Source organism: Methylocystis sp. S23 (genome assembly GCF_054106005.1).
Genome location: NZ_CM134185.1, coordinates 2,215,097 through 2,232,182 on the forward strand (window position 1 = coordinate 2,215,097; position 17,086 = coordinate 2,232,182).

The 17,086-nt window shown below is 65.7% G+C and carries 21 protein-coding genes, 1 tRNA gene and 1 pseudogene; 5 read left to right on the forward strand and 18 right to left on the reverse strand.

What is annotated here, in order from left to right; translation table 11 throughout:
* Positions 1-105: 105 nt before the first annotated feature.
* From ACV7JP_RS10905 to ACV7JP_RS10915, 3 genes are all read left to right on the forward strand, one after another.
* Positions 106-1,743, forward strand: coding sequence for an alpha-keto acid decarboxylase family protein (locus ACV7JP_RS10905; protein ID WP_457795707.1), 1,638 nt, complete (start codon positions 106-108; stop codon positions 1,741-1,743).
* A 103-nt stretch (positions 1,744-1,846) separates the two neighbouring features.
* Positions 1,847-1,931: transfer RNA gene (locus ACV7JP_RS10910), tRNA-Tyr, on the forward strand.
* Positions 1,932-2,175: 244 nt separating this feature from the next.
* Positions 2,176-2,367, forward strand: coding sequence for a hypothetical protein (locus ACV7JP_RS10915; protein WP_457795708.1), 192 nt, complete (start codon positions 2,176-2,178; stop codon positions 2,365-2,367).
* Between the two features lie 513 nt (positions 2,368-2,880).
* Here the strand turns inward: ACV7JP_RS10915 and ACV7JP_RS10920 are convergent.
* The 8 genes from ACV7JP_RS10920 to ACV7JP_RS10955 all read right to left on the reverse strand — a co-directional run bounded on the left by ACV7JP_RS10920 (position 2,881) and on the right by ACV7JP_RS10955 (position 9,821).
* Complete coding sequence (locus tag ACV7JP_RS10920) at positions 2,881-3,099, reverse strand: alkylphosphonate utilization protein (RefSeq protein ID WP_457795710.1); 219 nt, start codon at positions 3,097-3,099, stop codon at positions 2,881-2,883.
* Between the two features lie 141 nt (positions 3,100-3,240).
* Positions 3,241-3,843, reverse strand: coding sequence for a PAS domain-containing protein (locus ACV7JP_RS10925; RefSeq protein WP_457795711.1), 603 nt, complete (start codon positions 3,841-3,843; stop codon positions 3,241-3,243).
* A 199-nt stretch (positions 3,844-4,042) separates the two neighbouring features.
* Complete coding sequence (locus ACV7JP_RS10930) at positions 4,043-5,833, reverse strand: DUF882 domain-containing protein (protein WP_457795712.1); 1,791 nt, start codon at positions 5,831-5,833, stop codon at positions 4,043-4,045.
* 296 nt (positions 5,834-6,129) lie between these two features.
* The gene (locus ACV7JP_RS10935; protein ID WP_457795713.1) at positions 6,130-6,921 is read right to left on the reverse strand and encodes a hypothetical protein; all 792 of its coding nucleotides are present in this window, start codon (positions 6,919-6,921) and stop codon (positions 6,130-6,132) included.
* A gap of 84 nt (positions 6,922-7,005) precedes the next feature.
* On the reverse strand, positions 7,006-7,959 hold the full coding sequence (locus ACV7JP_RS10940) for an NUDIX hydrolase (RefSeq protein WP_457799070.1): 954 nt from the start codon (positions 7,957-7,959) through the stop codon (positions 7,006-7,008).
* A 32-nt stretch (positions 7,960-7,991) separates the two neighbouring features.
* Positions 7,992-8,510: a tyrosine phosphatase family protein gene (locus tag ACV7JP_RS10945; protein WP_457795714.1), complete on the reverse strand. Its 519-nt coding sequence runs from the start codon at positions 8,508-8,510 to the stop codon at positions 7,992-7,994.
* Between the two features lie 21 nt (positions 8,511-8,531).
* The gene (locus ACV7JP_RS10950; RefSeq protein ID WP_457795715.1) at positions 8,532-9,173 is read right to left on the reverse strand and encodes a hydrolase; all 642 of its coding nucleotides are present in this window, start codon (positions 9,171-9,173) and stop codon (positions 8,532-8,534) included.
* A 15-nt stretch (positions 9,174-9,188) separates the two neighbouring features.
* On the reverse strand, positions 9,189-9,821 hold the full coding sequence (locus tag ACV7JP_RS10955) for a DNA-3-methyladenine glycosylase I (RefSeq protein ID WP_457795716.1): 633 nt from the start codon (positions 9,819-9,821) through the stop codon (positions 9,189-9,191).
* Between the two features lie 182 nt (positions 9,822-10,003).
* Here ACV7JP_RS10955 and ACV7JP_RS10960 point away from each other — a divergent pair, with 182 nt between their 5' ends.
* Both ACV7JP_RS10960 and ACV7JP_RS10965 read left to right on the forward strand, forming a co-directional pair.
* Positions 10,004-10,528: a hypothetical protein gene (locus tag ACV7JP_RS10960; RefSeq protein ID WP_457795717.1), complete on the forward strand. Its 525-nt coding sequence runs from the start codon at positions 10,004-10,006 to the stop codon at positions 10,526-10,528.
* Positions 10,529-10,659: 131 nt separating this feature from the next.
* On the forward strand, positions 10,660-11,055 hold the full coding sequence (locus tag ACV7JP_RS10965; protein ID WP_457795718.1) for a DUF3126 family protein: 396 nt from the start codon (positions 10,660-10,662) through the stop codon (positions 11,053-11,055).
* Here the strand turns inward: ACV7JP_RS10965 and ACV7JP_RS10970 are convergent, their stop codons facing one another.
* The 10 genes and pseudogenes from ACV7JP_RS10970 to ACV7JP_RS11015 all read right to left on the reverse strand — a co-directional run.
* On the reverse strand, positions 11,056-11,691 hold the full coding sequence (locus ACV7JP_RS10970) for a hypothetical protein (protein ID WP_457795719.1): 636 nt from the start codon (positions 11,689-11,691) through the stop codon (positions 11,056-11,058). It abuts the gene before it with no gap.
* 28 nt (positions 11,692-11,719) lie between these two features.
* Positions 11,720-12,085: a hypothetical protein gene (locus ACV7JP_RS10975; RefSeq protein ID WP_457795720.1), complete on the reverse strand. Its 366-nt coding sequence runs from the start codon at positions 12,083-12,085 to the stop codon at positions 11,720-11,722.
* Between the two features lie 90 nt (positions 12,086-12,175).
* Positions 12,176-13,564 carry an ATP-binding protein gene (locus ACV7JP_RS10980; RefSeq protein WP_457795721.1) on the reverse strand — a complete coding sequence of 463 codons (1,389 nt, stop codon included), beginning with the start codon at positions 13,562-13,564 and terminating at the stop codon, positions 12,176-12,178.
* Between the two features lie 3 nt (positions 13,565-13,567).
* The gene (locus ACV7JP_RS10985) at positions 13,568-14,251 is read right to left on the reverse strand and encodes a response regulator transcription factor (protein ID WP_457795722.1); all 684 of its coding nucleotides are present in this window, start codon (positions 14,249-14,251) and stop codon (positions 13,568-13,570) included.
* A 35-nt stretch (positions 14,252-14,286) separates the two neighbouring features.
* Positions 14,287-14,646: a PepSY domain-containing protein gene (locus ACV7JP_RS10990; RefSeq protein WP_457795723.1), complete on the reverse strand. Its 360-nt coding sequence runs from the start codon at positions 14,644-14,646 to the stop codon at positions 14,287-14,289.
* Between the two features lie 103 nt (positions 14,647-14,749).
* Entirely contained in the window at positions 14,750-14,950 is a 201-nt protein-coding gene (locus ACV7JP_RS10995; protein ID WP_457795724.1) for a hypothetical protein, read from the reverse strand.
* 19 nt (positions 14,951-14,969) lie between these two features.
* Entirely contained in the window at positions 14,970-15,191 is a 222-nt protein-coding gene (locus ACV7JP_RS11000; protein WP_457795725.1) for a hypothetical protein, read from the reverse strand.
* Positions 15,192-15,221: 30 nt separating this feature from the next.
* Positions 15,222-15,719 carry a M15 family metallopeptidase gene (locus ACV7JP_RS11005; RefSeq protein ID WP_457795726.1) on the reverse strand — a complete coding sequence of 166 codons (498 nt, stop codon included), beginning with the start codon at positions 15,717-15,719 and terminating at the stop codon, positions 15,222-15,224.
* 107 nt (positions 15,720-15,826) lie between these two features.
* Positions 15,827-16,039: a hypothetical protein gene (locus ACV7JP_RS11010; protein WP_457795727.1), complete on the reverse strand. Its 213-nt coding sequence runs from the start codon at positions 16,037-16,039 to the stop codon at positions 15,827-15,829.
* A gap of 368 nt (positions 16,040-16,407) precedes the next feature.
* Positions 16,408-17,076 (reverse strand): annotated as a pseudogene (locus ACV7JP_RS11015) (baseplate multidomain protein megatron); the annotation flags it as partial.
* Between the last annotated feature and the right edge of the window lie 10 nt (positions 17,077-17,086).

Here is a 17,086-nt window from a genome sequence, read left to right on the forward strand (position 1 = left end):
GCCCCCTGCAAGGATCGTCACCTTGCAAAAAACGTCGTCTTGCAATCGGATGTTCCACCGCGGACCTTGCATTGGCGCGGCGGCGCGATCTGGAGACGGGGATCCATGACCGAAAGCATCGGCGACTATCTTATCAGGCGCATTGGCGAGGAGGGCGTCGGCCATGTGTTCGGCGTGCCCGGCGACTATTGCCTCGCCTTCTTCTCCTTGCTGGAAAAGAGTCAGCTCAAGGTCGTCAACGCCTGCGACGAGCAGGGCGCCGGCTTCGCGGCCGACGCCTATGCGCGCCTCAACGGCCTCGGCGTCGTCGCGCTCACTTATTGCGTCGGCGGGCTGAAGGCGGCGAACGCCATCGCTCAGGCCTATGCCGAGCGGTCTCCCGTCATCCTTGTCAGCGGCGCCCCCGGCGCGCGCGAGCAGCAGCGCAATCCGCTGCTGCATCACCGCGTCCGGGACTTCGATACGCAGCTCAAGGTCTTCCGCGAGCTCACCGTCGGCGCGACCGTGCTCGACGATCCCGCGACGGCCGCGAGCGAGATCGACCGCATGATCGCGCTCGCGCGACGCCACAGCCGGCCGGTCTATATCGAGCTGCCGCGCGATATGACGCTCGCGCCGATCGCGTCCGCCGCGCCGCGTCCGCTGCCGCCGGAGACGAGCGACGCCGAAGCGCTCGCTTGCGCTGTCGCTGAGGCCGTCGAAAAAATGGGGCAGGCCAAGCATCCCGTCATTCTCGCCGGCGAGGAGCTGCATCGCTTCCGCCTGCAGGCGCATCTCGCCGCGCTCGTGGAGCGCACGGGCTTTCCGGTCGCCGCGACCATCATGGGCAAGTCGGTCTTTCCGGAGTCGCACCCCGCCTATATGGGCGTCTATGAGGGAGCGATGGGGCGGGAGGAGCTGCGTGATTATGTCGAGCGCAGCGATTGCCTCGTTCTGCTCGGCGCGATGATGACCGACATCAATCTCGGCATCTATACCGCCAATATTGACCGCCGTTTCGCCATCTACGCCGCCAAGGACCGTGTGGCGATCGGGCTGCACGCCTATGACGACGTGCGCATGGAGGACTTCATCGCGGCGCTCGCCGCGCAAGGCTGGCGAAAGCGCGCCGTCGCGCCCTATCGGCATCCGGCGCATCCGGGGCGCTTCGAGCCGGGCGACCGGAAGATGACGGTTGACGCGCTGTTCCGGCAGATCAACGCCTTTCTGGAACGCGACATGATCGTCATCGCCGATCCGGGCGACGCGCTGCTCGGCGCCTCCGATCTTTTCATCAGCGACGGGGCGCATTTCATGGCGTCCGCCTATTACACGTCGCTCGGCTTCGCGGTTCCGGCGTCGATCGGGGCCAAGGCCGCCGCGCCGCGGCTCAGGCCGCTCGTGCTCGTCGGGGACGGCGCCTTTCAGATGACGGGGATGGAGATTTCCACCGCCGCCCGATTCGCGATGAACCCGATCGTCATCCTTTTCGACAATGACGGCTACGGCACGGAGCGGCCAATGCTCGACGGCGCTTTCAACGACGTTAAGCGCTGGGAATATGCGGAGCTGGCGCGGGTGATCGGCGGCGGGTTGGGCGTCAAGGTCGCCACCGAGCGGGAGATGGCGGCCGCTCTGGCCAAGGCGCGCGCCAATGAGTCCGGCTGGTCGCTGATCCAGGTCATGCTCGATCGCGAGGACAGATCGCCGGCCTTGCGCCGCCTCACGGCCAAGCTCGGCGAGCGCGTTCGAGCGAAGGGCTGAACGGCCGAAATTGAGGTTGACAGGGGCGGCGCGAGCAACGCATATGCCGCTACCGATTGGCCGCCGACGGCGCGCCAGCTCTCGCGCAAATTGCGAGACGGATGGGGGAATGTCCCGAGCGGCAAAGGGGGCGGACTGTAAATCCGCTGGCTAAGCCTTCGTAGGTTCGAGTCCTACTTCCCCCACCACTTTGTTTTCCTTACACTTTCTGGAATTGGGCAGGCCGCATATGGCCAATATTCACGCGCCTTCTATTGCGATCAAGCGAACTCCAAAGAGCTTGGCGACTCCGCGCAACAAGAATGCGACATGGGAAGGGCCTGAACGCCCTCGCTTTCCATCCCGCTCGGCCGACGCTGCGGCCAGTTCGGCCGGATGTCGCTCGGGCGCCCGCCGCTGCGACTTGAATCAGCGCGGGTAAAGTATGGAGACGTGATTTTCCGGCTCTGGGACGTCGTTCAAGAGGCGCTCGGCAACGTCGGCAACACGAAGCCAAACGGCGTGGCCCTCCAGATCGTTCGAATATCTCAGCGACTCTGCATGCTCTCGCGCAACGGCTGGGGCGCGACGTTTATGCCGCTTCCTGAGCGCTCGGGCATGTATCTCGACGGCCTGTTCCAGTGAGATTTCCATTTTTCGTCTCGGAGATCGCCCCCTCCGCACCGGCGTCGATGCTACCGGCGGGGCGACGGAAACTCAATCAGGCCGGCAAACTCACGTGGATGTCCGTGAGCGCGCGCAGCGTTCGCGACTTGGCGATTGCGCCGCATAAACACAAATGAAGATTCCGAAAGCCGCCAATTCCTCGAAGGTGGGCCATGCAAAACCTTGGGCATCGCAGGCAAGTCCTGTTTGTCTCGATTGGAGTGGCGCTTGTCGTTCTGATCTTTCTCAGCACATGGGGCTTCGTCAACCTGCTGAATTAGGCGGAGGTAGAGCGCGCCGCTTGGGATCGACCCGGAAGCGCCGCCCCGATGCTGTGACGCGCCGGCCGCAGACGGCCCATAATGGAGGCCTTGGCGGGGCCGGTGGAGGGCGTCGGTCGAGACGGCGCATCAAGCCGGCGATCGAAAGCTAAAATTCCGCCCCGCCGTTACATCCACGGTGGGGCGTTGCTTATTTCGAGGGAGGGGATCCTCACGCTTTCTTGAGGAACTCCGTCCTCAAGACAAGGTCCTTGATCTTGTCAGCGCGGCATTCGACCTCTGCTGGATCGCTGGTCAGGCGGATATTCTTAATCAACGTTCCGCGCTTTAGGACCGTGGAAGTCCCCTTCACCTTCAGGTCTTTTATCAGCGTCACGGAATCGCCGTCCTTCAATTCCGTTCCGTTGCTATCTCTAACAGTCTCAGTCATTTTTCACTCCAATGGCTTGCCCGACCTTTACATGGCGGCGCTTCGACAGCATGTGCTGAGGAAGAAAAACAAAACGCCCCGCGCTTACATCCGGCGTCGGGGTCGTTTCTCGTGACCGGAAGATCGACGACTCGAGATAGCCTAACCTCCGCGGCGCAAGATCTTTCCGGCCAGCTTCTGGGCGGTGACGTCGACCGCGACTCCGATCATCCGCATCGGCCGTCCTCGCGAATCGCGCTCCACGCGTCCTCGCTCGCAATACCAGGCTGTCGATCCATCGGAATTAATGACGCGGATTTCGCTTTCGAAGCGTCCCTCAGGGTCCGCCAGGGCTTCCTCGATATCGGCCCGGAATTTCTCCCGGTCGTCATGATGGACCGCTTTAAGCACCGCTTCGAAATGACCGTGGGCGCCGCTATCGGCGAGCTCCAGCTTGTCCGGATCGAAGCGGCGCACCCTGTCCTCGACGATGTCCCAGTCGAAGCAGACCATATTGCCCGCGTTGAGGGCGAGTTGCAGGCGCGTTTCGTTCCGGCGCGCGCGGGTCATGAAGGCCGCATATCTTTCGGAGGCGCGCCGGCTCGACTTCCGCGTGTCGTGTCCGGAAATAGTGTAGCGGCGAACGCCGAGCTCGTCGGAATAGGTCAAAAGAGACGCCGGTACCGGCTCGCCTGGGTGATTTTCTTTAAATGCGGCGAGCTCGGCGAGAGCGGCCGCGCGATGTTTGCATCTGGGACGAGCCATCTCACCACATTGGCCATCACACGCCCGAACAGCGGTCCGGAGCGCTCCGCCGGTTGGCGGGATCCTAGGCGTCAATTAGCGAATTCGTTCTTTTCGAACAATGGCCTAGCAGGTCCAAGAAGACAAGTCTCGTAACGTGATTTCGCGCGCGGCGCGCCAAAGAAGGCGATCGCCCCCGCTTGTTCCCCCGCGTCAACGCTTACTTCTTCTGATCGGCGTCGGTCTTCTGGCGCAAACGCGCGCCGCCGGGGGCGAATTTATCGGCCGGCGGCGCGGCCGGCGCGGCGAAGCCCGCGAGATTGGCCGGCCGAGCCGGCGGCAGCAGCACGCTCGGCTCGGCGGCGCGCGCGGCCGAGCGTACGGCCGTGATCGGCGCGCCGAGGACGGACCGAGCCGAGGCGCGGGCGGCCGGCGTCGTTCCGGTCAGCGTATTGAAATTGGAGCGGTCGAGACGGGCCGGCACCAGGTCGGCCTTCCGAGCCGGCTTGGACTCGTCCTCGTCCGGCTGCGGCGCCGCGGTCCGAACCCCGCCATGCGGCGCATAAGCGAGCGCGGCGTCGTCCTTGCCCTGCTGTTCCTCGGGCGGGCTGACCATATGAGCGATCGCATGAGAGGCGGCGCCGGTTTGCGGCCGTTCGGGGGGCGTCGGGGCCTCCGGCTCCGGGATGGCGGCGGCGACCAGCGACGAGGGCCTGCGCGGCGGCGTGGGCGCCTTGACAAAGCGGCGGGGCGCGTCAGCCTCCTCCGCGCCGCTGTCCTGGGCGTCGGCGGAAGCGCGCGGATCCTGGGCGGCGCCGGGCTCGGCGCTCGCGGTTTCGACGGGCTTTTCGTCGATCGGCGTGGGCTTTTCGAGAGAAGCCGGGCGTCCCGGCGGGGGCAGGGGCACGCGGGCGTATTTTGGCCGCCTGCCTTCCTCCTGCGGCACCTCGGCGCCGTCGTCCACAGGCGGGGCGGCCGTCTGCGGCCCGCGGGCGGAGGGCGGCGAGACGGCGACGGCGCCCGTCGCCGTCATCGCGGTCTCGCCGCGGGGAAGGTCGGCCTCGGCGCGGGCGATCTGGTTGCGGGCGCGCCGGCTCGTGGGCTGTTCGACCGTCGCGCCTTCCTCGGCGCCGCCTTCGTAATCGACCTGCGCCTGGCGCGCATTGCGTGGCGCCAGCGCCGCCCATTGCTTGCGGGTGCTGGGCGGCGGCGCCGCCATCTCGGCGTCCTCGTCCTCTCCGCCGCCCATGCCGAAGAGCGCGGCGAAGAAGCCGCCGAAAGTCCGGCGGGGCGCGGTCACATAGGCGCCGTTGCCGCGCGCCTCGATCTCTGCTCTCGCCTCCTCATAGCCCGGCAGCGGCTGGCCGTTCGTCGGCAGATGGACGGTCTTGCCGTCGGGGAAGAGCCGAACGAGCTGCTCGTAGCTCATGCGCGGCCAGGAGCGCACATTGCCGACGTCGAGATGGACGAAAGGGGTATTGGCGTTCGGATAGTAGCCGACGCCGCCGCGCTGCATGCGCATGCCGATCTCGCGAATATTGGACATCGGCATGCCGGGCATGGTCGTGTCCATCGCCTTGCCGAGCATGTGCTGGGAGTATTTCGCCACGGCGCGCGACCGGGCGCGGAGCATGGCGTTCGTTTCCGGCGAGCGATAGGCGGAGACGACGTTGACGACCTGGTTGCCCGCGCCGGCGGCGCGATAGGCCTCCCAGACCACGTCGAAGAGGCGGGGGTCCATATTGGTGGGTTCGTCGCGCCGCCAATCGCGCAGGAACCAGTTCAACTGCTGGAGGACGCGGCTGTCATATTGGCCGTTGACGAGATAGGTCGCGGCGATGTCCTCGCCGGTATGCGCATGGTGCAGGTAGATGGTGCGCGTGTCGCCATTGGCGATGGCGGTTTCCGTGACGCTGGGCGTCAGGAACGCTAAGCAGATGGCGAAAAAGCCCGATGCGAGCGAGAGCGGCGAGGCGGATTTGCGTTGGTCGCTGTCGCGAGGCGTCGTCAAGAGGATCGCTTCCCCGTCTGGCTCGGAGCCGTCTTACGAGGCGAGTCCGAGACTTTGCTCCATCCCTTGCCCTCGAGCCGGCGGAGAACCCGCTCGGGGACGCCCCCCTTGCGCGGGAAGCACGATATTTTGCGGCGTCAGCCGTTGCGTCGGCGCAGGGAAGAAGCAATCTGCGACAGATTTATGTCCGCTGACCTCCAAAGGCTGGCCCGCCAGCCTGAACTTCCCCTCGCGCCCTGAGGGTTAGGGTAACATCGTGGCGAAAAATAGCCCTGGGCCTGACCGGGCGGGAGCCGTCAGCGCGTTTCGGCGTGGACGAATCTCGCGCTCAGGATCGGCTGCGCGCCCGGGATCATCGCGATACCCGGCGCCGCGTCGCTCGCGGAAAACGCCTCGGAGGGCGGGCGTCGGGGCGGGAGGGGCACGTCCGCCACGTTCGCGCGCGGCAGGCCGATCGTCGGTTCGGAGCGCGCAACGGCGTCCGAGGTGACGCGCGGGTCCGAAAGGCGCGAGCGGTCCGCCACGGCCACGCGGATCGAGCCTCTCGGCTGCTCCTCGGAGCTGGAAAAGGCGCCGGCGACGGCGGTCTGGACCTTGCGGGCGATGTCGCTCCAGGAGCCGGAAGCGGCGGCCGCGGCGGGGGGCGGGCTGGCGCTGGCGATCGCCGTCGGCGGCGCCTGCCGTTGCTTGTGGCTCGCGATCAGCACCGGATTGTCGCCATCGCAATTGCGCATGCCGAGCGCGATCAATTCGCGGCCGCTCAAAATCCGATATTCGCGCGTCAGATAGCCGAGCCTCGCCTGCACGGCCGCCGGATAGGAGGCGAAGAGCTTGGTCGAGATCCCGAGGTCGACCTCCCTGGTGACGGCGTTATACGCTTGATGAAACTTCACCTGCGCGTCGGGATAGACGCAGACATTGGGCAGGCTCAGCGCGAGCGTGCAGGCCGAGCGGCATTCATGCAGGCGGACCTCGCGATTTTCGCGGCGATATTGTTCGGTCGCGGCTTCATAGTCGGTGACCAGCCCGCCCACGTCCTTATAGACGATGACGGGCGCCGGAGCCGGCGGCGGCGAAAGATAGCCCAAGACGCACCTCTACGCTATTCGGACGCAACGCGCGGTGAACGAATGTTTCACCATGTCGTGGTGAACAAATCTTAAAGAGCGGAATCAGCTCTTTATGCCCACGCGGAGGCCCGGCGAAGGCCGTTCTTGCAGAACATTGCGGCGAAAATGGAATAAGGCGGCCGGGCGTCCGCCTGTCCTCAACGACATCTCGCCGGTCGGCTCCACAATCGCAGAAGTTTCGACCAAACGGCGGAAGTTCTGCTTGTGGAGGTGGCGGCCGGCGATCGCCTCGACTGTCCGTTGAAGTTCCGTAAGGGTGAAGGCCGCCGGCATCAACTCGAAGATCACCGGCCGATACTTCATTTTGGCGCGCAGCCGGCCCATGGCCGTGGCCAATATGCGGCGGTGGTCGTGCCGCATGGGGACGCCCAGCGGATCGAGCCGGCCGCGCTTCGCCGCCGCCTCCCTGCCGTCGCGCAGCGCCTCCTCCAGAAGGCCGGCTTCGTAAAGAAGCTCGTATTTTTCGAGGACGTTTTCCTCATTGAAGCCACGCGCCCCGAAAAGGAGGTCCACGCGCTGCCGGCGCGAAAGTCCTGCGGAGGAAACGGCGTCGGGCGCTTCCTGCACCCAGGCGGCGAGTCCCGGCGCGATCGTCGTCTCGATGATGTCGGGCCGGCCCTTGCGCCAATCCTCCCAGGGGAAGAAATCATGCCAACTGCGCCATGCGCCGATGGCGGGGCGGTGGCTTTCGTCGCCGATGCGCGTCAGGGCGAGATAGCCGACCGAGACCACATGTGGATCACGGTCGCCGGCGCGGGCGTGGCGGCCCCGATCGCCGAATGTGTAGAGCTGCTCGACATAGCCGAGCGGCGCGCCGGTCTGCTCCGAGACCCAGGCGCGCAGGCCGATCTCGAAAGTGCGGTGGCGGACCGGGTCGAACGGGCCCGAGGGCAGGGCGGCGACGGCGTCGTCGGCGCGCGTCGTCAGGATCAGCGGCTCGTCCTCGCGGACGGCGACGATCGCCGCGGTAAGGCCGATCTCGACCGGCGGCGACATCGTCTGACTGGCTGGCTCCACGAGCGTCGCGGTCAGGCGAGTTCGAGCGCGAAGGGCGCCCCCTCGAAGCAGTCGGTTCCGCGGCCGATGGCGGCGATGGCCGCGACCATCCGGCCCTCCCGGCCGAGGCGTCGGTCCGCCAGCGCGACAAGGCGCCGGTTGGGAGTGGCGGTCGGCGAGATGCGGCGCAATTCCTGGGCGAGCTCGAATTCGCAGCGATGCGGCGCGAGCGCGCAGGCCGCGACATAGGCCGCGGCGGGCGAGCGGCTCACGCCCGCATAACAATGAATGACCAGGGGATCCGCCTGGTCCCATTCCTCGATGAAGGAGAGCAGCCGGTCGACATGCTCCTCGCCCGGCAGGACGTGACCGTCCGTCGGCGCCTCTATGTCGGATACGGCGATGCGCAAATGACGCTCGCGGGCGATCTCGCAGGGACGCACCAGCGAGGCTCCGGCGGTCAGAATCGTAACGAGCGAGCGCGCGCCGCTCGCTCGCACGGTGTCCACCACCTTCGTCATGGAACAGACGTAAAGTCGCCCGTTCGACATCGGAACCCTCTCGGTCTTCCGCTAAAAGCGGTCGATCTCATGAAAGCGGGCCAGGAACCGCGCCTGTGTCTCCTCGACGGCGGCGGGCGCGATCTCGTCCGTCAGCGCCTGCGGCGAGATCGCAGGACGGCCGAAGATGCGCTCCGCCTCGCTCCGTGTAAAGCCGGCAAGCGACACGGCCTCGAAAAAAGCCGCCGCCCGATCGGCCTGTTTCGCCAGCCTGGCCATGGCGGGCGCGGGCGTCGCCGGCAGGGAGAAACGTAGCAATATGGCTCCCAGGATACGGCTTTCCACGGCTTTATAGGCGTCGCCAATCACCGCCTTGAAGGGGGAGATCATGTCTCCGATCACATATTCCGGGGCGTCGTGCAGCAGCATGAAGAGCCGCTCCGCCCGGCCGATCGCAGGCTCCATCTCCGCCGCGATCCTCTCGACGAGCAGGCTGTGCTGGGCGACGGAGAAGATGTGCGGCCCGATCGTCTGGCCGTTCCAGCGGGCGACGCGGGCGAGGCCGTGGGCGATGTCTTCTATCTCTATGTCGAGCGGAGAGGGATCGAGGAGGTCGAGCCGCCGGCCGGACAACATCCTTTGCCACGCCCGGGGCGGGGCGTCCTTGGCGGCGCGCTTCCTGGCGGCGGGCTTTTCGGCGGGAGCGTCGGCCATCTCGGTTCTCGGCTCTCAGACCTTCGTCCGCACATGGCAATCGATCAGATGGTCGTTCACCATCCCGACCGCCTGCATGAAGGCGTAAACAATGGTCGGGCCGCAGAATTTGAAGCCCTTCGCCTTCAAATCCTTGGAAAGGCGTTCGGAAATGGCGGACTGCGTCGGAATGTCGGCGATCCGCCTCGGCAGGTTGTCGATCGGCTCCCCGTCGACGAAGCCCCATAGATAATTGGAGAAGCCTTGCGCCGCCTCGATCTCCAGCCAGGCCCGCGCGGAGAAGACGGCGCCTTCGATTTTGGCGCGGTTGCGCACGATGCCGCCGTTTTGCATCAATTCGTGCAAGCGCCGATCGTCGAAACAGGCCATCTCGGCCGGATCGAAGCCGGCGAAGGCGGCCCGGAACGCTTCCCTTTTGCGGAGAATGGTGATCCAGGACAGGCCGGCCTGGAAGCCGTCGAGGATTAGTTTCTCGAACAGCGCGCGCGAATCGCGCTCCGGCCTTCCCCATTCCGTATCGTGATAGGCGACGTAGAGCGGGTCGCGCCCCGGCCAGGGGCAGCGCGGAAGGCCGTCCTCGCGCTCGATAACGCAATCCCCCCAGCTCTTGGGTTGTTCGCGGGCGGGCGGCAAGCGGTGCTTCTCCATGGTTGCGGCGCGGCGATGACGTTTGGGCCTTATCGCGCGTTCAGATTGCGTTCACAACCTCGTTGGGACTATCGTTGCGCCGCCGCAGACACGTTGCCGCAGCCATATGGCGCGCCCTGTGCTTATGCGCCGTCGAAAGTCGCTGCCGAAAGTCCACGCGGCTTCCATAAGGGGAGATTTATATGGTGATCCGTCTCGTTGTTTCCCGCGCTGCGGCAGGCCTTGTCGTCATGGGCCTCGGCGTGGCCGTTTCGGGCGAAGCCTTCGCCCAGGCCAATGTGCTGAAGGAATGCGGATCTCGTTATCAGGCCAAGAAGGCCGCCAATGAACTCGCCGGCCAGAGCTGGCAGGACTTTTTGAAGGATTGCCGCGCGAGCCTCGCCGAGCCGGCGAAGCCGGCCGAAGCAGCCCCGGCCCCCGCCGAGACGGCCAAGCCCGCCGAGCCCGCCGAATCGGCAAAGCCCGCCGAGACCGCCGCGCCGGAGCCCGCCAAGCCCGCGGAAACCGCCAAGCCCGCCGAGCCGGCGAAGCCCGCCGAGGCCGCCAAGCCCGCCGCCGACTCGAAGGCCCTCACTCAGGCGCGTCAGAAAAAATGCGCCGCCGAGTGGAAGGAGAAGAAGGCCGAGCTGCTCAAGGCCGACAAGAAGCTGACCTGGCCGAAATATTGGAGCGCCTGCAACAAGCGCCTCAAGGAAGCCGGCGAATAAGCCGGAATTGATCAGATTTGCGTGCGTCCGGCGAAGCCTCGCCGGACGCTTCTTTTTAAGCGCATCCATCTTGCCCGTCGCTTGGCTTCGTGTCACAGGACTGCAAAAATAGGCGTCTCTCGGAGGTGGGCGTGGATAAAGGCGAATTGCGAAAGCTGCAGGCGTTCCTGCGCCGCTCCTTCGGCAATGACGACATTCGCGTCGCTCTCGATCCGAAGAATGTCGAGAACGCCTCGGTGCATCTTGGCGAGCGCAAGATCGCGACGATCTCTGTCGACGACGAGGACGGGGATCGCTCATTCGCCTTCGAGATGAAGATTCCGGTCGGGCGCGAGGTGCTGCAATCCTATTTGCGCAAGCTCTTCGAGAACGACAAGCTGACGATCGTCGCGCGCGGCCGCAAGGTCGACTCTGTCGAGCTCAACGCCGACGGCGAGTTTCTCGGTGTCATTTCCGCCGACGACGCCAAGCTCTCGAGCTTCACCTTGCAGATCGCGATCCTGGATTTCGATCTCGAAGAAGAGTGATCAGCGCTTCTTCCTGAGCGCGCGCGTCGCCGTCATTTTCGCGATCAGCGCATGCGCGCCGGCGTAAAGCGTTTCCCAATGCTCGAGCAGCGCGGGCGGATAGCGCAATTCGACATCGAGTCCGCCTTCGCGAAACATCGATATGCAAGCCTCGCCGGTCGCGCCGGCTTCCGACTTCGGGCAGCGCGCGAAAAAGTCCCGGCCGTCCGGCGGCGCGACAAGCAGGTCCTCCAAATCATAGGGCGAGCCCTGCTCGAAGCGCCGCAGGACCAGACCGCTTGGACCTTCGAGCGTTTCGGGAGTCAGAAAGCGCGCATAGAGCTTCGCCGGACGCTCTCTCGGATCGAGCCCCTCGTCCTTGGGAGTGAGGGTCATCGCGACGGCGGGAAACGCGGCGCGGTCTTTCGCCGCGATCGGCTTGAAGCCCGGATAGGAGACGATGAAGCTCAGCCGGTCGGCCAAGCCGCCGGCGCCGGTCGCGTCGTCCCGCGCATAAGCGCGCGCATACGCGAATTTGGCTCCCGCCAGTTCAGCCCGAACCAGGGCCTCGGGCGCTTCGTCCCGCGCCACGAAGAGAAAAGCTGTTCCGGCGGCGAGGATCGTCGCCAGCAAGGCGAAGGCGATGAGCGGCTTCATCCCGGGCGTCCCGCCGTCGCCTGTCGCTTCAACTTGCGATCCGCCACTCGCCATTCTCGCGGCAGGCCTGACCCTTCGCTTCCTGGGGGCGGCCGTTGACGAAGATCTTATGCGTATAATCGCGGCATGGGCCGTTCTCCGCGCTGGGCGTCACGAAGCCGTAGGAGCCCTTCTCGCCGCGCCAGCTTTTGCGCGCGCCGGAGGAGACGGCCTCCTGCTGCGCGGCGATCGCCGCGGCGCGGTCCTTTTCGGTGAGCGACAGGCCGAAGGCGCCGCCGATCACGCCGGGCGCGGGCGGCGGCGGGGCCACGACGGCCGGCGCGGCGGCCGCTGCCGGCGGCTCGGAGGTCGAGCTGCAGGCGCCGAGGCCGGAAGCCGAAAAAAGGAGGCTCATCGCTAAGGTCGCTTTCGCGCGCATCGTCGACAAATCCTTTCTCCCGAAATCTCCCAATCGGCCCCCTCATGCAGGATCGGGGCGCGGCTGTCAAAATCCAGGCAGCCGCAACGCGGCCCGCAGGCCGCCGGCGGGACTGTCGTCCAGTTCCAGCGCGCCGCCATAGGCTGCGGCGAGATCGGCGACGATGGAGAGGCCAAGTCCCGAGCCCGGCTTGGTTTCGTCCAGCCGGCGCCCGCGCTCCGTCGCTTGCGCGCGCAGATGCGGCGCGAGGCCGGGGCCGTCGTCGTCGATGATCACGATGAGCGCGCTGCGGCCCGCGCCGCCGGCGGACGATTCGACGCGGACGGCGATCGAAACCCCGGCGTTGGCCCATTTCCCGGCATTGTCGAGGAGATTGCCGATCATCTCCTCGAGGTCCTGCCTCTCGCCGAGGAAGCGGGCTTCTTGCCCCATTTCGCTCGAAAAGGCCACGCCGCGGTCGCCATAAATCTTGGTGAAGGCGCGCAGCAATCCCTCGACGCAGGGCGCGACGGGCGTCGCCGCCCCCAGCGCGCCGCCGCGCGCCGCCGCGCGGGCGCGGTCGAGATAGAAGGAAATCTGGTCGCGCATGATGCGCGCCTGTTCGCTCACCTTATCGGCGAGCGGCGAGGGCGCCGCGCCCGCTTCGTTCACCATGACGCTCAGCGGCGTCTTCAGCGCGTGGGCGAGATTGCCGACCTGCGTGCGCGCGCGCTCCAGAATGTCGCGATTGGCCCCGATCAGGAGATTGAGTTCGTCCGCGAGCGGCGCGATTTCGCTCGGATAGGCGCCGCCGATCCGATCGCGCGCGCCGCGACGGATGGACACGAGCTCATCCTGGAGCTGCCGCAGGGGGCGCAGGCCGAAGCGCACCTGGAAGGCGGCGACGATGGCGAGCGCGATGGCGAGCGCCGCGAAGGCGACGATCAGCTCGAAGCGGAAGCGCGCGATGTGCTCTTCCATCTCCTCCGTGCTCGCCGCGACCTGAACGAGATAAATCCCCGTGTCGCCGACGTCGATCACCCGCTCCACGATGCGCAGCCGGCGGCCGTCGGGGCCGACGGCGTAGCCGCGCCGCGAGCCGCCGATCCCGGCCGGCACGCCGAGATCCGAAAGCTTGGGAAGACGTTCGGCGAAGAGTGAGCGCGACGCCTTGATGTCATGCGCGGCGTCGTCCATCCGTGTGATCTGCCAATACCAGCCGGAGCCCGGCAGCTCGAATTGCGGATCGCCGAGCTGACCCGGTCCGGTGCGGCCCTCCTGGCCTGATTCTGAAACGTCCGCGACGATGGCGCGCAGATAGACGTCGAGTCGCCGCTCGAAAATCTCTTCCGCTTCCTTGCGGTAATAGGCGGTGAAAAACGCGCTCGCGACGAGCAGGACGATCGCGCTCAGCGCCGCCGCCGTCAAAAAAAGGCGCGTCGCGATCGAACGGGTCGTGAAGCTCGGCAGGCGCATGATCTATCGCTTTCCGCCGCTCTCCTCCACGGAAGGCGAGGCCATGTAGCCGAGGCCGCGAACGGTGTGGATCAGATCGACGCCGAGCTTCTTGCGCAGACGGCCGACGAAAACCTCGATCGTATTCGAATCGCGGTCGAAATCCTGGTCGTAGATGTGCTCGATGATCTCGCCGCGCGACACGACGCGGCCGCTATGATGCATCAGATAGGCGAGCAAGCGATATTCATGCGACGTCAGCTTCACGGGAGCCCCGTCGACGACGACGCGGCCCGCCTTGGTGTCGAGCCGCACGGGGCCGCAGACGATCTCATTGGTCGCATGTCCCGCGGCGCGGCGCAGCAGCGCGCGGATGCGCGCGAGAACTTCCTCCATGTGAAAGGGTTTGGACACATAATCGTCGGCGCCGGCGTCGAAGCCCTGCACCTTCTCGCTCCAGCGGTCCCGCGCGGTGAGAATCAGGACCGGCATGACGCGTCCGTTCGCGCGCCACTCCTCCAGAATCGTGATGCCGTCCTTTTTGGGCAGGCCGATGTCGAGCACGACAGCGTCATAGGCCTCGGTCTCTCCCAGAAAATGTCCCTCTTCGCCGTCGAAGGCGCGGTCCACCGCGTAGCCCGATTGTTCGAGCGCCTGTGCGATCTGGCGGTTCAAATCCTTATCGTCCTCGACGACGAGCAGCCGCACCTCATTCCCTCCTAAGCGAAACGCAGCTTTGTCTCTCAATTATCCTTGCGGCCAGAATGCGGCCTGCCGGTCGCCGCGTCGAACATAAGTTTGACGATACGACCGTCGGGCCGCAGCAAGGTGATCTCGTAGATATATGATTCGTCAAGGCGGCAGAGCCGGGCGCCCAGCGCCTCTCCGCCATGTTCGCGCGCCGCCGCCTGCATGCAGGCGAAGGGATCGGTGAGCTTGTGCGCTTCGATTTTTTCGCGGGTTTGAGCGGTGGAGAAACATTGGCGATGAGGCGGCCCGCGTTCCGCCATTCGTTCGACCGCCTCTTCCGCGCGCGCGCAGCCGAACGCCGCCGTGATCGCGGCGGCGGCCAGAGCGCTGCGAATCCTGAGGACGATCGTCATTTATTCTCCTGCTTCATCCTTCCCCTGGGGCCATGAACGGCGCCTGAACGCGCCCGCGAGCGTCCGGGCGCGATCATGGCCGCCTTCCGAGGCCGAGGCAAATCTATCGGGAGAGGCGCATGAGCTTCGAGATTTCGCCCGGAGGCGTCGTCGTGAAGACACGCATCAGCGCCATCAGCGCCGCTGCGGCGACGGCGACCGCGCCGGCTTTGGGATCGTCGAGAAAGGCGATCCAGTCGGTCGAGGCGAGCGCGCCGAAGATCGCCATGAGAGCGGCGGCAAGATAGGTTCGATATCCGTTCATTGAGGGCTCCCGAATTGCCTCAGGCCTGCGGCTGCGTCGGATCGGAGGCGGCGAGCGCGCCTCTTAGCTGGTCGGCGGTGGCGTGGAGTTCGGCGGCGATCTGCTCCACCGCCGCCGCATCGGCGGCTTCGACGCGGGCGTAAGCGAGGTCATGGGTCAGATATTGAATACGCTCGACGGCGGCGACCACGGTCGCGCGCACGTCGTTGAAGGCGGCGGCGAGATTGTCGATTGCTGACATTTTTTCTCCTTAGCTTGTGATGAATGCCGATCAGCGGCGCGCGACGGCCTGGAAATGCATCGGGTCGATGTCGCCATTGGCGCCGCGCCAGACGAGACCGCAATCCTGGAAGCATTTCGCCGCTTCGCGCGGGATGAAGCCCGGCCGCCACTTGGAGCGGAAGGGATTGTGTTGCGGGTCGATGTCGATGGCGGCGCCGAAACTATGCGTCGACCAGGACCTGCTTGAACCGCGCTTGAGCCGCACCGTCAGCGACCCGCCGGTCAAATGCAGACGGTGCGCTTCGATATCTTTCTGCGTTCCGTAGAGCTTTTTGATCGAGAGCAGCGCTTCGCCGAAGGCGTCGCGGCATTTCCTGTGAAAGCGCAGCCTGGTCGCGGGCGGGCCCCAGGAGTAGCGCATCTCGTATGGCGGAATGAGATCCACGATGTGTTCGCGCTCCCAAATTGGATTGATCGAGCTGTGCAGCACGGGATCGCCATAGAAATTGATCAGCTCGGCGGGTTTGTGTTCATTGGGCCATTGCATGGAAGGTTTCCTTTCGGGCGCGTATGCGCCCTCGCCCGCGCAAAAGCGCGTGCGTCGGTTGAAGACAAGGCTTGATTGGACGAGGCGAAGACGGCCGCGTCGGCGGGTTAGCGCCGCGCGTTGGTCTCAACGGGGATGGGACTCTGGCCGTGCGCAAGAGCGGGCGACGGCGCGTTGCCGTCGGCGAGCCATTCCTGGTATTCGCGCCAGTCGGCGTTGGCGGGGTCCGCCGGAATAATGGCGCCGTCGGCGTCGCGCCGCACATGGCTTTCCACGATCCGCCCCGACGTCGCGCCCCTCAAGAGTGAATATCCGGTCATTTCAGATCTCCGCGGTCGCGACGTATCGCAGCGCCGCCCAATTGAGCGCGTTAGCGGACAGGATGACGTCGATCTGCAGCGTTTGCTCGTCAATGCATAATACTGTCCCTGCCAGGATGTTCTCGTCTCCGCCCATATTGGCGGATGTCGAGAACTTGTTCGGAGAGCCCGTGTAATAGGACGCAAAGGACACGGTCGGAACCGCCCGCATGGGGGATGGGAGATTTACGGAGCCGCCGATATAGCTGCCCGGCGTAAACAAGTAGATTTTCCCCGCGGCATAATAGCGTTTGCAAAGGGACAGCTCGACGCCGGGCGGCCGCCGCTCGAAAGCGGTCTCGAATGCGCCGGGCTCCAATTGCGGCCGCAAGACCGATGGCGCGGATCATTTCGCCAAGCCCCGCGACCGGCTTCACCACCTCGAAAGTGAATTGCGGAATGCGATTTCCGAATGGCGCGAGCGCCAGATCGTCGAACACGATATAGGCGAGGCCGCGATAGGCGGGGACATTTTCCGCGCCCTCCTTGGCGATGATGAGCGGATCGGCTTCCTGATCCTGCGTTCCCTTATAGATGTGGATCGGCAGCGTCGTCATGTCGAGCTCCGCGCCGTCGGCCCAGATGCGCCTCACGAAGGCGATCGGTCCCTCGCAAAGGCCGATCGCGAAATTGGCGGAATAGACATAGGTGAAATTGACCCTTTGCTGGTCGCCGCCGCCATTGCCCTTGCCGTTGCGGGGCGCCGCCTCGAAAGCGACATTGACGCGTTCGAGAAAGCGGGTCGCCCAGATCATCTGTCCGCCGAGACGCGCGCGCCCATAGACGCGCGGAACGCCGGCGCCTTCGGTCGACATGACGCCGTCCATGGATTTGAGGCGCGGGCCGACGCCATAACGCGGCGAGGCATGCGGCTGCAGCGCCTGGTCGATCAGCCCGCCGCCCAATCCGCCGAGTAGTCGGCCGACGACTCCGCCGATCGGGCCGCCGATCGCGCCGCCGACGACGGAACCGACGGTCTGAAGAACGAGCGTCGCCATGCAGAGTCTC

Excerpts from the sequence above, each read along its gene's own strand:
- ACV7JP_RS10905 (WP_457795707.1), top strand. The coding sequence starts at position 106 with ATGACCGAAAGCATCGGCGACTATCTTATCAGGCGCATTGGCGAGGAG.
- ACV7JP_RS10920 (WP_457795710.1), bottom strand. The coding sequence starts at position 3,099 with ATGACTGAGACTGTTAGAGATAGCAACGGAACGGAATTGAAGGACGGC.
- ACV7JP_RS10925 (WP_457795711.1), bottom strand. The coding sequence starts at position 3,843 with ATGGCTCGTCCCAGATGCAAACATCGCGCGGCCGCTCTCGCCGAGCTC.
- ACV7JP_RS10940 (WP_457799070.1), bottom strand. The coding sequence starts at position 7,959 with ATGTCGCCGCCGGTCGAGATCGGCCTTACCGCGGCGATCGTCGCCGTC.
- ACV7JP_RS10945 (WP_457795714.1), bottom strand. The coding sequence starts at position 8,510 with ATGTCGAACGGGCGACTTTACGTCTGTTCCATGACGAAGGTGGTGGAC.
- ACV7JP_RS10950 (WP_457795715.1), bottom strand. The coding sequence starts at position 9,173 with ATGGCCGACGCTCCCGCCGAAAAGCCCGCCGCCAGGAAGCGCGCCGCC.
- ACV7JP_RS10955 (WP_457795716.1), bottom strand. The coding sequence starts at position 9,821 with ATGGAGAAGCACCGCTTGCCGCCCGCCCGCGAACAACCCAAGAGCTGG.
- ACV7JP_RS10960 (WP_457795717.1), top strand. The coding sequence starts at position 10,004 with ATGGTGATCCGTCTCGTTGTTTCCCGCGCTGCGGCAGGCCTTGTCGTC.
- ACV7JP_RS10970 (WP_457795719.1), bottom strand. The coding sequence starts at position 11,691 with ATGAAGCCGCTCATCGCCTTCGCCTTGCTGGCGACGATCCTCGCCGCC.
- ACV7JP_RS10975 (WP_457795720.1), bottom strand. The coding sequence starts at position 12,085 with ATGAGCCTCCTTTTTTCGGCTTCCGGCCTCGGCGCCTGCAGCTCGACC.
- ACV7JP_RS10980 (WP_457795721.1), bottom strand. The coding sequence starts at position 13,564 with ATGCGCCTGCCGAGCTTCACGACCCGTTCGATCGCGACGCGCCTTTTT.
- ACV7JP_RS10990 (WP_457795723.1), bottom strand. The coding sequence starts at position 14,646 with ATGACGATCGTCCTCAGGATTCGCAGCGCTCTGGCCGCCGCCGCGATC.
- ACV7JP_RS10995 (WP_457795724.1), bottom strand. The coding sequence starts at position 14,950 with ATGAACGGATATCGAACCTATCTTGCCGCCGCTCTCATGGCGATCTTC.
- ACV7JP_RS11000 (WP_457795725.1), bottom strand. The coding sequence starts at position 15,191 with ATGTCAGCAATCGACAATCTCGCCGCCGCCTTCAACGACGTGCGCGCG.
- ACV7JP_RS11005 (WP_457795726.1), bottom strand. The coding sequence starts at position 15,719 with ATGCAATGGCCCAATGAACACAAACCCGCCGAGCTGATCAATTTCTAT.
- ACV7JP_RS11010 (WP_457795727.1), bottom strand. The coding sequence starts at position 16,039 with ATGACCGGATATTCACTCTTGAGGGGCGCGACGTCGGGGCGGATCGTG.